11 protein-coding genes are annotated in these 13,246 nt (G+C 64.1%); 2 read left to right on the top strand and 9 right to left on the bottom strand.

Going from position 1 to position 13,246, the window contains the following annotated elements:
* Positions 1 to 7: 7 nt before the first annotated feature.
* The 9 genes from ITJ56_RS06165 to ITJ56_RS06125 all read right to left on the bottom strand — a co-directional run bounded on the left by ITJ56_RS06165 (position 8) and on the right by ITJ56_RS06125 (position 11,001).
* On the bottom strand, positions 8 to 1,111 hold the full coding sequence (locus ITJ56_RS06165) for a glycosyltransferase family 4 protein (protein WP_194628739.1): 1,104 nt from the start codon (positions 1,109 to 1,111) through the stop codon (positions 8 to 10).
* Complete coding sequence (locus ITJ56_RS06160) at positions 1,108 to 2,298, bottom strand: polysaccharide pyruvyl transferase family protein (protein WP_194628737.1); 1,191 nt, start codon at positions 2,296 to 2,298, stop codon at positions 1,108 to 1,110. The genes ITJ56_RS06165 and ITJ56_RS06160 overlap by 4 nt, the downstream gene beginning before the upstream one ends.
* Positions 2,291 to 3,550, bottom strand: a complete 1,260-nt coding sequence (locus tag ITJ56_RS06155) for an O-antigen ligase family protein (RefSeq protein WP_194628735.1) — start codon at positions 3,548 to 3,550, stop codon at positions 2,291 to 2,293. The genes ITJ56_RS06160 and ITJ56_RS06155 overlap by 8 nt, the downstream gene beginning before the upstream one ends.
* A complete protein-coding gene (locus ITJ56_RS06150) occupies positions 3,540 to 4,874 on the bottom strand; it encodes an oligosaccharide flippase family protein (protein WP_194628734.1) in 1,335 nt (444 codons plus the stop codon). The genes ITJ56_RS06155 and ITJ56_RS06150 overlap by 11 nt, the downstream gene beginning before the upstream one ends.
* A 51-nt stretch (positions 4,875 to 4,925) precedes the next feature.
* On the bottom strand, positions 4,926 to 5,789 hold the full coding sequence (locus tag ITJ56_RS06145; RefSeq protein WP_194628732.1) for a hypothetical protein: 864 nt from the start codon (positions 5,787 to 5,789) through the stop codon (positions 4,926 to 4,928).
* 130 nt (positions 5,790 to 5,919) lie between these two features.
* Entirely contained in the window at positions 5,920 to 6,996 is a 1,077-nt protein-coding gene (locus ITJ56_RS06140; RefSeq protein WP_323749740.1) for a glycosyltransferase, read from the bottom strand.
* A gap of 110 nt (positions 6,997 to 7,106) precedes the next feature.
* A complete protein-coding gene (locus ITJ56_RS06135) occupies positions 7,107 to 8,573 on the bottom strand; it encodes a sugar transferase (RefSeq protein WP_194628728.1) in 1,467 nt (488 codons plus the stop codon).
* Between the two features lie 13 nt (positions 8,574 to 8,586).
* Entirely contained in the window at positions 8,587 to 9,471 is an 885-nt protein-coding gene (locus ITJ56_RS06130; RefSeq protein WP_194628725.1) for a hypothetical protein, read from the bottom strand.
* A gap of 78 nt (positions 9,472 to 9,549) precedes the next feature.
* Positions 9,550 to 11,001 carry a polysaccharide biosynthesis tyrosine autokinase gene (locus tag ITJ56_RS06125; RefSeq protein ID WP_194628723.1) on the bottom strand — a complete coding sequence of 484 codons (1,452 nt, stop codon included), beginning with the start codon at positions 10,999 to 11,001 and terminating at the stop codon, positions 9,550 to 9,552.
* Positions 11,002 to 11,153: 152 nt separating this feature from the next.
* Here ITJ56_RS06125 and ITJ56_RS06120 point away from each other — a divergent pair, with 152 nt between their 5' ends.
* Both ITJ56_RS06120 and ITJ56_RS06115 read left to right on the top strand, forming a co-directional pair.
* On the top strand, positions 11,154 to 11,876 hold the full coding sequence (locus ITJ56_RS06120) for a CPBP family intramembrane glutamic endopeptidase (RefSeq protein WP_194628721.1): 723 nt from the start codon (positions 11,154 to 11,156) through the stop codon (positions 11,874 to 11,876).
* Positions 11,877 to 11,952: 76 nt separating this feature from the next.
* A complete protein-coding gene (locus ITJ56_RS06115) occupies positions 11,953 to 13,236 on the top strand; it encodes a PP2C family protein-serine/threonine phosphatase (protein ID WP_194628719.1) in 1,284 nt (427 codons plus the stop codon).
* The last annotated feature ends 10 nt before the right edge of the window (positions 13,237 to 13,246 follow it).

Below are 13,246 nucleotides of genomic sequence, written 5' to 3'. Positions count from 1 at the left end.
TCGCTGCTCAATGCAATTCTCGGTCCTTGTAGCCGTCGTTCTCGGAAACTTCAAGCCAGGTCTTCAACTCGGCTACCCAGCGATCCACGCCGTGTCCCGCGCTAAACTTCAGCGCGTTGGCCGACATTCCGGCTAACTGCCCGCGATCGGTTGCGATCTGATTGAGCAGGCGTGTCCACGCCACCTCGTCACCCACCGGGAGCACCCATCCTCTGCCGCCCTCCAACCGCCACGCAATGTCACCTGCGCAATCACTGGACACCACAGGCACCCCTGCCGCAAGCGCCTCGTCCACAACAAGGCCGTAGGGGTCACCCTCTGTCGGAAACAGCAAAACATCCGCGGCGCTATACACGTCGGCCATGCCCTCGGACTGGATGAAAGCCGAGACCTCCACCTGCGGCCCGGTACGTTCAGCCCACTCCTCCAACTCCTGACGAAGCGGACCATCTCCTACGAACCGGACACTCACGCTGGGGTGGCCTCGGAGCACCGGCTCCAGGGCCCGGGTTAGCATCCTCACGCCCTTGCCCTTGATCATGCGACCAACATAAAGAAGGCGCAGCGCCTCAGAAGCCGACCGCTCGTGGCTCGCGGCCCCTAAGCGTTGAACGTCGACGGCGTGATGCAGACGGTAGATGTTCTTAGCGCCATACTTCGCCGTATAAGCATCGGACTGCGGACCAGGCGTAAGTACCGACGTAGCTGCCGAAAAGAATAGGCGCTTTGCGACTTCCTTCACTCGGCTCCGCTTAACCCACGAGTCCCAGGTCATAAGTGCATAAAGGGCAACGTTCCGACCTCGCAGTCGATGCAACCAAACGGGCCAGAGCTTCGGCTCGTGATGAAAAGTAAATATCGTGCTCGGGTTCGCTCTTCTGTACGCACTCCACAAGTCGTGTACGAACAACCATGCGTGTTGGTCGCCACTCTTACCGATGAAGGTATGATCAAACGCCATACTCTGCGGGTGGACGTCCCAACTGCGGTCGGGATCCAGGTGTCTGTTGAACCAACACTCGAAGTCGACTTCTCCATCGGCAGCGAGCGCGTTGAATCGATCGCGCCAGTAGGGATTAACAGCAGGTAGCCAGAAGACGAGCCGTGTCATCGGATTTGCGCCTCATACTTCTCAAGGATAGTTTGCCTAGTCCGAGCAGCGGAGCTAGCCCAGTACGCCCGAGGAGTTGCGACCAGCGCTTGTATCTGCGCCATCACGACCGCTGGATCGAAGTCGTCGACGGGATGCACAAACTCTTCGTGACCGATGCCAGCAAGAACTCCCGGCGTCTTCTCTTGGTAGGAGAGCCCCACCGCCGGCGTCCCGACTGACAATGCCATGATGCACGAGTGGAGCCTCGTTCCAACAACTGCCGCGGCGTCCGAGTACTCATTGTAGAGGTGGGCGACATCTGTGTTGGCGTCTATGGAAGGGTTGCTAAGGGAGAGCGACCCTATTCGTTCCGCCACTCGGATATCGTCTTGGTCGTGTTCGCCAAGGCAGGAATGCCCTCCGAGCACAACTCGGAAACCCGCAGTTGCCGCCAGGTCGGCGAGCACAGCCATATGCGAGACATATCGGTCAAACAGAGACGCTGAAACCGATCGGGACCAGGTCCAATCCATCGCGACCAGACGGAGAATGGGCTTCACTTGAGCGATCGAGGCGCGAACTTCGATCCCGGGGTAGAAGGCAACATCGTCTATCACGCGAACACCCTTCAGATCGGGCTTTTGGCTCGACGCCTCGAGCGATTTCGTCTCACGCACTACTACTTGCACACCTTTTAGCGCCCATTCAACAAGAACTCGATCGAGATAGCGCTCGATCGGTCCAATGCTCTGCGGCATCATCAGGACAGTGTCTAGCGCTGCTACGCCCAGTCTGACCGAAAGCAAGCTGTGCCACAGGCTCATGTTGAGCCATCGCTTGGACGAGTACATATACCCTCCACCAGCGACCACGAGCGTATCGTAGGCTCCACGGAGACGACTTCCCCCGAGCACGCCCCCGGTCAAAATAGTGCCCATCGCTTTGATCGAAGAGCAAAGCAGTACTCCCATCCTGAACACTTTCGACCCTCCGCTCGAGGCCGGAAATGCCACAATGGGCGGAACGACGACCAGACCGTACTCACCGTACGCATCGCTGTCGTCATATCGTGAAGCAATTGATACCGAGGAAGCTCCCATGTCTTTCAACAGCCGCGCCGTAGAAAGCATGATCGCCGCGTCTCCGGCGTTTTTGTACGAGTACGCGTTGACAATCAGACAACGACCGAGAGAGCGGTTAGCCAACGGTTTCCTCTAGTTTCAAGTCGGGTGCAGTAGACGAGGGCGAACTTCTTGTCCCCGCCGCCAGCACATACGCCACACCCATGCAGACCAGGAGGTCGAAGCCTCGATTCTCGATCGGGAAGCCATTCGGTACCAGAACGAGAACCACGATCGTGAGCGTAATCAAGAACGCCCGCCCGGTCCGGTCACCTCCTGAGCCAACACGGAGTGTCCACCACAATACGGCAATCGCGGCGAGAATTAGCAGTGTCCCGAGGACCCCAAATTTCGCAAGGACGACGATCGGAGTGTCGAGCGTGTAGATCCCGGCGTTGAAGTTGCCCGTTGTCACCGATGGGAAGGTGTAGCCGAGACCTCGCCCGATGAGGGGGTGCTCCTGCCAAATCGCCGCCGTCCACTGATACGCGCGGATCCGTTCGATTGCGGATCCGTCGGCCAATAGCGATTGCACTCCGCCATCAGCCAACGTTTTCAAGCTTGCAATCCGTGCATTTGCTATACCGCCGCCGATGGCAGTAGATAGCGAAAAGACGACTGTAACGCCGAACAAAGTAGCCCCTAAAGCAACGGCCGCTCGCCCCAAACGTACGCCTAGTGGCACAGCTGCAGCCAAGAAGGAAGCCAACAAGGCAGTTACGCAGTAGATCCACACGGTTCGGCCGCCCGACACTGCGAGTAGAACCATCTGACCTAGGGCGAGCAGCAAAGCGGCACCACGCCAACGCTCACCCGCGAAGAAGACCGCGAGGCAAAGACAGATGCTCGTGAGGGGAACGAAGCTCGAGGCCAGACCCACCTGTTCGTATCCAAGCATTTCACCGCTCCTCCGCGCCAGCCACGTCTCCATAAACGTGAATGCGCCGAACACGCCGACTATCAGGACTACCTTACCAACGAAACCTCTTCGAAGACTGGTTCCCGCGTCGGCTCCGATCAGCAGCGCGACCGGAAACAGAATGTAGTTGAGCGCGTCGCGGATCCAATCCTCGATGGCTACCCCGCCAGAGATCAACCGCGCGGACCATAGCAGCAGCAGCAGCAGCATGATCCCGACGGAAACAAAAACACCCCGGGGCACTCCCTGCTCTTCAAGCTTTCGCAAGCGAAAGGCGGCTACGGACGCAAAACCGACCGACACGGCTACATATCCTTCCTTCACACCGGCCGGGCTTGAATCGGTTTGGAAGAGCAGCAAATAACCGGCCGCGAATAAGACGAAACGTATGAGGGTCGCCCTCGATTCAGCTTTCACTTGCCGCTCCCGTGCTTCTTTTCCCGAACTGAGTTGCCACCCAAACCACACTGAGCAGGCCAGCACTCATGGCCGCTATCGCCGCAGCGTCACGCGGAATGAACTGCGAGGACATAACGAGCAAAGCCCCCACGGAGACGGGGACAGTTAGCGCAATTCGAGGTCCGACGGGTTGATCCCGCAGGACCACCCACATCCGTGTGAGACCCAAGGCTATCTTCCAGACGCTTAGCGAAGCCGCGAGGATAAGAACGTCACCTGTCGCCGCGGTGAGTGCCGCCGCCGCTGTGCCCGCAGCGTCGACCGCATTGAATCCAGTACTCTGCCACCAGCGGTCACGCGATTGCTGCAATGCATCCATCACCGGAGTCATCATCCGAGCAGGGAGGCTCGCCGACAGCAGGATGACTGCCGGCACAGCGTCGATCCACGTGGAACCCAAAAAGGGCCGCAGTTCGGGCAGCACCAGCGCCATCGCCGCGGCTGCGAGAAGAGTCGCTCCCCCAAAGATCGTTGCGATCCTCCGCGCTTCCCTCCCCCGATGTGTCCCGGCAAGCTCGGCGAAGCGAGACAAGGTCACCCTTGACAACGGGACTGAGATCAAGCCGCTGATACCAGTAGTGACCTGGTAGGCAAAGTAATACAAACCGAGGACGTGCGCGCTGGTTACGAACTGCGCGACGAGGAACCCGGCCTGCAAGGGCAGAGTGATGAAAAGTGAGTTTACCGCCCACTTGAACCGGTCCCTCCGATCGATATTGTCAAGTTCCGGCCCCCCGGGCTCCATTCGGTTGCGTATCGCAGACGTGACGAACACATCCATGACCAGGTAGAAGAGTAGCGTCGAAACGGCAAGCGAAAATGACCCGCCGCCGAGAGCAGCGATCAGGACACCAACCCCGATCTTGACCAAAGCGGCAGCGGCCTGCGCCGAGACAACAGTTCCGTAGGCCCGAATCTTGACACCGGTCGAGTACATCCGCTCTGCATCACCGACGAGTGGGATCGTGAGCGTGACGATCACTGCGAGCCAGCCTACTTCCTGCTCGCCTCGGACGAAATAGATTGCGGCGAGGCCAAGGCCTAACAAGGCGAGTAACGAGTTCTGCCGCCGAGTGACCCGCTTGACCCTGTCGTAGGAGCCACCTTTGCCGCTCAGGTAGCCGTTAACCTCGCCGAAGTTGGCGAGTCCTGTCAACAATGAGATCAGAGAAGTGGCTGCCGCCCAGGCGCCGAAGTCCGCAGGTGCAAGCCAGATCGCCAGGAGCAACTGACTTACCGCGGCAAGCGCTCGCGTCACAACGGTGCCGACGGAAAGACCCAAGATCCCCCTCAGCATGAGCAACCCCGGACCAGGGGCCGACGCGGTGCCGACTCAAACAACGAGGTGAACATTCGGCAACTGCGAAAGCGAGTTATCGTACACGCCCCGCAACTTGTGGTAACCAGCTTCAGCGATGTAGACCTCCGCACCTAAGATTGCGGCAGGAAGTGCCACGTGAAGGCGGTCGGTGATGACGCATTCGGCCTTACGGAGCTCACGTGCGTACTCAGTGAAGGAACAGAACTGCGCCGAACTCAGATCAAGGCACAGACGCCGCTGACTTCCCCGTACGAGCAAAGCGAGAACCTCAGGATCGAGACGCGTACTGAGTTGAGTTGCCAGAAATTCGGTCCGTTCCTTACGCATAAAGCGGGCAATACGACGGCCGAGTGCTCGTCCCTCGGCCCATCCGCTGAGCAGTCCAGGTCCGGCGGAGCTGCCGCTCTCAGCTGTCGACTCGCTGATGGCCGTCGTTCGTTCTCGGTCAGCCCTCGGCGCAATCAAGAGGGTCTTAGGCCGAGCTGACGGGCGGCCGATCAGTTCGGGGACGAACTCATGCCCAATCGCGACGACATCGTGCGACAAGACGAGCTCAACACCGGACCGTGTCAGCGAGGGTCCCCAACGGTCGGTTAGGTGGTTCAAGGACGGCGCCTCACGAAGCATCCACACCGCGGCCGCGTCGCGGCCCTCGAACATGAACGCAGGGTCTCGAGTCGGGAATAGCGCCGACGATGGGAAGATGAGAAGCGGCAGATGCCCCGTCCCCCTCAACCGTTCCGCAAGTAGATCGGGGAAGCCATAGCTCTCCAACAACGCGCCAGACGGCGGGACAATGACCGATTCGGCATCTTCTTTGCTCTCGGCGACATGGATGTCAAATGCCGCGAGAATCTTCCTGAAGACGGCGTGCATCAGCAAGTCTCCATTATTGCCTAGCAGCTTGCCGGAACGCCCCGTCATGGGCACTACCCAGGCGCTCCGACCCCGCAATGACTCTAGGGATAGACCCATTTCTCCAAGGCCGGGAAGTTTCGCCGCGACGTCACGATCCATGATTTGGTTCGACTCCCTCAAGTTGCTTGATCTTGGCCTGCACGGCGGTAGCCACCGCAGCAGGAAGGAAATTCGCAGCAGCATAACTACGAGCGCGGGCACCGATGTCTCGGCGGACAAGCGGGTCAGTTAGTCGTTCCAGCGCATCTATAATCGGGGGGGAGGCCGCGTCCACTACAAGCCCGGATTGGGCCGCTCTCACATGTCGCCCCATGTCTCCGACGTCTGTGACAACCGCAGGAATGCCAAATGCCATCGCTTCCGCCAACGCGCCAGGCATGCCTTCATGCTTGGACGGTAACAAAAAGATGTCCATTTGCAGAAGATGCGCTTGGACATCCTCCACGAATCCTGTGATTGTGACGCTAGAAACAATTCCAAGTCGCTCCGCATGCGCGCGGAATTTCTGCTCGAACTGCGAATCGGCGAAGGGACCAACTAATATCGCCCGCGCCTGCACGCCGCGATCATGCAGCCCCGCCACGGCGTCGAGCACAAGGTGCGGGTTCTTGTTCGGGCCAATCTTGCCGACGAAACCGATTGTGAACTCATTGTTTGACCGCTCACCGCCGCTGCCCTTGCCGACGGCGGTGCCGGAGGGGTTGTTGATACGAAGGACTCGTTCGCGCGGTAAACCGAGCGAAACAAGTTCGTGCTCAATACCGGCAGACAGTGCAAGCCCTAGGAAAGCATGTTTGAGTACGCGACGATAGATCTTCCGCTTGAGCGGCGACGCCGCAGCACCCGCAGGGAGGTCGCCGCTTTCGAGCACCGGAAGAACAATGAGTTTTTTCCGTATTCTTCGTGGCACCGCAAGCATGTTCGTAATGTAGGCACCGTGAAGATGCACGTACTTGTAGTCATTAGCGCTCCTCCACAGTAATTTGCGGACTTTTAGAGCCCACCGGAGTTGGTCAAACCGACTAAACCTGCCGGGCCGCGTCGCGAGAATCGGGAACCCGCTCGTTACCCAGGGCGCCTCCACTTCAATTCCGCGATTCCGGTAAGCGACATCGACCCTGTAGCAGCTTCTCAGAGCGCCGTATAATCGGTTCATAAGCGTCACCGGACCGCTGTATCCACCGCAGAGCCCCCAGGGCGAGATCACCAGGATTTGCGCAGTGCTGTGGGCGCGTTCCGGAGCACCGGCGACACCCGAGACGTCTCTGTCGCGCACTAGTACGCTCCCTCCGGCCGGAACACGGCTCGAACGGTCCTCCACAGGATAATGAGGTCTCCGGTAATCGACCAATTCTCGACGTAGTACAAATCTAAGCGCACAGAGTCCTCCCACGACAGGTCTGAACGACCGCTGACCTGCCACAGGCCGGTCATGCCTGGCTTCACCAGGAAGCGGCGGTGCACGTGGGTGTCGTAGCGGGCGACCTCGCGTGACAGCGGCGGGCGCGGGCCGACCAGGGACATGCTGCCGGCGAGGACGTTGAACAGCTGCGGGACCTCGTCCAGGCTGTAGCGGCGCATGAACGCACCGACCCGGGTAACACGGGGGTCGTTACGCATCTTGAAGAGGACGTCGTTGCCTACGGCCCGGTCCAGGCTGCTGAGTTCCTGCAAGCGATCCTCGGCGTGGACCACCATGGAGCGGAACTTGATCATCTCGAAGGTGCTGCCGTTCAGGCCGACGCGCTCCTGGCGGAAGAAGACCGGGCCCGTGGACGTGGCCTTCACCAGCAGCGCGAGGGCGAGCAGCAGCGGTGACAGGACGATCACGAGCAGCGTCGCGCCGACCAGGTCGAAGGCCCGCTTCGTGTAGAGCTTGCGGCCCGAGTACGTCGGGGTTTCGACGTGGATCAGCGGCAGGCCCTGAACGGGACGGGTGTGGATGCGCGGGCCGCCGATGTCCGTCAGGCTCGGTGCGACGACCAGGTGCTGTCGGCCGGGTTCCAGGGACCAGCTGAGCTGCCGGACGCGCTCCGGCGGCAGGTCGTCGGAACTCGTGATCACCACGGTGTCGGCGCCGGTCTCGCGCAGCGCCGAGCCGACGTCGTCGAAGCCGCCGTGACTGTGGATCGTCGAGCCGGGCAGCAGACCGTGGAGGTTGTTCGACACGACCGCTCCCACCACGCGGTAGCCGGCCTCTGGGGACCGGCCGAGTTCACGGCCGATGTGCAGGACGCTGGCGGGCGAGCCGACGAGCAGCACCGTCGCCGAGTAGGCCCCGCGCTGGCGCTGGGCGACGAGCCACTGCCGCCACATCCAGCGGGACAGCAGCAATACCAGGATCCCGAGCGGGAAGGCGATGAGCACGTACCCGCGAGCGAGGTCGACGTGCAGCAGGAACGCCGCGATCGCGAGCAGACCGAACACGCGGACGCTGGAGTCCGCGACCAGGCGGTACTCCGTGCTGCCCACGCCGATCACTCGGGCATCACGAGTGTCGTACAGGGCGAGGGCGCCCATCCACACGACGATCACGACGATCGAGATGGCAGAGTAGCTCAGTCGCAGGTCCGCGGTGTTCGTGGCCAGGTTCGACTGGAGTCCGAGCCATGCGATCTGCACGCCGAAGACGACCCAGATCACCGCGAGCAGGTCGGTCAGGAGCACGCGACGCGAGTACGTGCGACTCCAGTCCCCGGTGGTGTCGATCACGCGCGGAGCACCGACGACGTCGGCGGTCATGCGCGCGGCCCGGTCACCAGGACGCTCCGCCGTCCGCGGAGACCCGCACCGTGTCGCCGTCCCACAGCCACACGTCCTGTTCGACGCGGTCGATCGAGACGGTTCCGTCGGTGTCCGCGCCGGTGGCGCAACCGATCGGCGTCGTCGGGGTCGTTGGGGTCACGTCAGCCGCGGGCATGGTCTCGAACTGCACGCCGTCGCACGACGCCGCGCCGACACGCGCCAGCGTGTACTCGCCGCCGTCCACGCCGATCGAGCGCACGCCGCCCATCGGCACGTCGACCCACGCTGCAGTACCGGTGCGCCACTCGAGGTGGCCGTCGCAGATGACGACCGAGGTCTGCTCCCCCTGGAACGCGTCGATCGGGTCGGTACAAGGAGCCTGGACGGTCTCGCCTGCGAGCACGACACCGTCGGCGGTGATGCCGGCGCCGGCGGCGCCGGCCGTTCCGGCATCCCAGGTCACGCCGGCGTCGGTGCTGGTCCGCACCGTCGCGGTGCAGTCCTCGCCGACGCCCACCAGGACCGAGAGCTCCGCATCGGAGGCGCGGATCGCCATGAGCGATCCGACGTCTGTCCCGAGTCCCACCGGAACCCACGTCGCCCCGCCGTCCACGGTGTGTTCCAGCACCGGTCGGGGACCGCCGCACGTTCCGGCGGACGCACGCCATGCCTCCTGGCCGTCGACCGCTGACAAGAGGCGGTGAGCCGTCTCGCCCGACGAAGCCGTGTCTGCGTCAGCAGACGCTCCCGCCGTCGGCGTCTCGGCCGTGTGCGGGGTGCTCGTGAAGGTGGGGATGGGGCCCGCAGGGCCGTTCTGCTCGGAATCCGTCCTGCCCAGGGCGAGCGCGACGAGCACGATGTCGAGGACGACCAGCACCACCACCACGACGGCCACCAAGATCAGGGTGGTCCTGGGCAGTGAGCGGCCGAGGCTTCGGGTCCCTCGGCGATTGTCCATGTCCCCCGACCCCGTTCAGCGTCCTGCTCGACGGAGGACGCCGAGCTTTTTGCCGATGCGCTTGGGCGGGTGCACCGACGTCGTCGCCGACTTGTCTTCCTCGTCCAGCCCGTAGCCGTACCCGTAGCCGTACCGGCCGTAGCCGTAGGCACCCGGGCCCTTGAGTGGCATCTTCGTGATGACGAAGCCCGAGACGGGGGCACCGACGTTCTCGAGCGACGCGACCGCGGCGGCGAGTTGGCCCTTGAGCGTCTGGCCGGAGGCGACGGCGAGGATCGCACCGGACGCCTTCTTGGCGAGGATCGCCGCGTCCGTCACCGGCAAGAGCGGCGGTGCGTCGAACAGGACGTAGTCGAACTGCTGCTCGAGCAGTTCGATCAGGTCCTGCATGGCGCGCGACCCGAGCAGTTCGGACGGGTTCGGCGGGATCGGACCGGCGGGCAGGACGACGAGCTTGCCGCGGCCCCACGGGTGGGCGACGTCCTCCAGGTCCGCGCGCCCGATCAGGACGTCGGTCAGGCCAGCGTTGCCCTCGACGTCCATGTACTCGGCGACGCGGGGGCGACGCAGGTCGGCGTCGATCAGGATGACGCGGAACCCTGCGCTGTCCAGGGCGATCGCCAGGTTCGCCACGGTGGTGCTCTTGCCCTCAGACTGCATCGACGAGGTCATCACGAAGGTGCGGGAACCGGTCCCGATGTCGAGGAACTGCAGGTTCGTCCGGAGCGTGCGGAAGGACTCGGCCCGCGGGCTGCGTGGGTCGACCTGCACGATGAGCGGACGCTCGGCGGCCTTGCTGTCGTACGCGATCCCGCCGATGACCGGCTTGTCGCTGATCTTCTCGACGTCGAGCTCGGTCCGGATGCGGTTGTCGAGGGTCTCGCGCAGCACGGCGATGCCGACGCCGAGCGCGAGTCCGACGAGCAGACCGAGCGCGACGTTGACGGGCACGTTCGGGCTGACCGGTGTGCTCGGCACGTCGGCCTGCTTGACCCGGGTGAGCTTGACGGTGCTCGTGCCGTTCGCATCGGTGGCTTCGATGTCCTGCACGACGTTGGTCAGGCTCTGCGACGTGGCGTTCGCGATGTCAGCGGCCTGCACCGGGTCGGTGCCCTCCACCGAGATGGAGATGAGGGTCGTGCTCGTCGGCGCCGTCGCCGTGACCATCGTCGCGAGCTGGTCGGCGTTCATGTCGAGCTTGAGCGACGAGATGACCGGCAGGAGCACGATCGGCGTCGACACCAGGTTCGAGTACGTCAGGACCCGCTGCTGGGTGAAGGTGTTCCCCTGGGCCAGGTCACTCGCACTGCCGGTGGTCTCCGTCGAGACGAAGACCTGCGCCGATGCCGAGTAGACCGGCTTCTTCAGCAGGGAGAACCCTGCGGCTGCGGCCACTCCCACCAGGGCGAGTACGACGATCAGTACCCATCCCTTGCGGAGCACCGTGATGTAGTCGCGGAGTTCCACGCCTTTGCCTTCCCCGATCCGAACCGTCCCTGTGGTCCCGACACAGGCAGGCCGGGATAATCCCAGCGCACGGCATACAAATAGTGCCACATGTTCGAGCACTTCTCGGATGGGGTGGCCAGTCGGCCCGCCGTGTCCTCTACGGTGGCCCCATGAGCACCGAGTCGGCCCCGATCACCACCGAGCCCAGCGTGCGGCGGCAGCGGGACCTCATCGTCATCCTGGTCGCACTCGGTGTCGCCGTGATCCTCGCCCGGATCACCGCCCAGATCACCCGGACCGGGGGGATCCCCTCGCCGATCCTGCAGGTGCTCGCCGCCGACGCGGCCGTGTGGGTGCCCCTCGTCGTCGCGGTTGCCGTGGTGCTCCGCCGGACCTCGCGCTCGGCGATGCTGTCGCGGCTGCGGTTGGACCTGGGCATCGTGGTCTTCGCCATCGGCATCGTGATCATCTGCCGCGTGGTGGACGTGTTCCTGTCGCTCTCGTTCACGGGCGCGACGGGGCTCACCCCGGCGCCGACGCTCGGCACCCCGGACGTGGGGTTGCTGCTCGTCTCGGCGATCGGCATCGTCGTCGTCAGCCCGGTGCTCGAAGAGGTCGTGTTCCGTGGCCTGTTCCAGCGCCGGCTTGCCGCCGAGCTCACGCCGCGCACGCGGTTCCTGGCCGTGCTGGTCACCGCGCTGCTGTTCGCGCTGCTGCACGTGCTGCTCGGTGCGGGCGGCACGTCGCTCGGCGGGTTCCAGGTCTTCGTGACGACGTTCCTGCTCGGTGTGCTCACCGGCACGCTCGTCGCGATGACCGACCGCATCGGCGGGGCGATCCTGGCCCACGTGCTGTTCAACGCGGTCGCGGTCGTGGCCACCTGGCCCCGCTGAGCGAGCACGCAGCCGCCCCCAGATCAGGGCGCGTGAGCGGTCACGGAGTGCGTCGCACCACTAGCCTGCACTGAGCATGCCTCGCCCAACCAGCATCGTCGACAACCCCCTCGTCCGTCAGGCTCCGATCAGCGGCCTGTTGGCGCTGTCGGCGATCGCCAGCGTCACCGTGCCGACCCTCCAGGTCAGCGCCGCCGACCTCTTCCTGGCGAGCCTGGTCGGTACCGCGCTCGCGACGCTGCTGAGCGCGGTCCCCGTGTTCTTCCCGAGGGCCGGTTGGCTGGTGCCGGTCCTGCTGGGCATCGACTTCCTGACGATCGCACTGCTGCGCACCGGGACCGGGGCCGGCGCGTCTGTCTTCACGTCGCTCGTCGTCCTGCCCGTCGTCTGGTGGGCGTCGCTCGAGCACCGACGTTCCGTGGTCTTCGCGGTGCTCGGTGTGGTGCTCGTGATCCTCGCCCCCTACGTGCTGACGCCGGGTGATGCCCCCGGGGCCAAGGAGCTGGTGCGACTCGGGGTGACCGTGGCCGTGTTCGGCACCGTCGCCGTGATCGTGCACGAGCTCTCGCGGCGGGCACGGCGCAGCGTCCGTACCGCGCAGGCCCGCGAGGGCAAGGTCCTCGCCGAGATCGACCGGGCGGCCGCGGTCCAGCGGTCCCTGCTGCCGACGACCACGGGCCGGATCACCGAGGACGTCACCGTCGCGGGGGCGTGCTTGCCGGCCAGGAGCGTCGGCGGGGACTTCTTCGACTGGTACCCCACGGAAAACGGGGTCGCGGTGAGCCTCGGCGACGTGATGGGCAAGGGCGTCGGCGCCGGACTCATCGCCGCCGCGGTGCGCGCGACGCTCCGGAGCGCCAGGACGGTCGACGACCCGGCCGAGGCGCTGAAGCGGGCGTCCGACGGCCTGACCGCCGAGGGGGTCGGCCCGGATCTCGCCTTCACCACGCTGTTCCACGCGCGGATCTCCGACGACGGTGCGCTCCAGTGGGCGGACGCCGGGCACGGACTGAGCTTCGTGCTCCGTGCCGACGGGCACGTCGATCGACTCCGCTCGGGCGACATGCCGCTCGGGCTCGGCATCCGCGAGGAGTGGGCAACGGCCCAGGGCACGCTCGAGCCGGGTGACCTGCTCGTCTCGTTCAGCGACGGCGTGCTCGACCTGTACGACGGTCTCGACGAGACCATCGAGGCGGTCGCCGAGATCGCCCGCGCCGGTCGCGACCCGCACGCCGTGGTGCTCGCACTGTCGGCGCGTGCGGACGAGGTGCCGCACGACGACGACGTGACGGTGATCGCCATCCGCCGACAGCCGGTCGAGGTGGGCGACGAACGACCCCTGGTGATGCACGCCGGATGAGTGGTACGCG

Source organism: Curtobacterium sp. VKM Ac-1376, assembly GCF_015351025.1.
In the GTDB taxonomy this organism is placed as follows: domain Bacteria; phylum Actinomycetota; class Actinomycetes; order Actinomycetales; family Microbacteriaceae; genus Curtobacterium.
The sequence above is the reverse complement of the archived record's forward strand: the minus strand, read 5'-3'. Positions and strand labels throughout refer to the sequence as shown.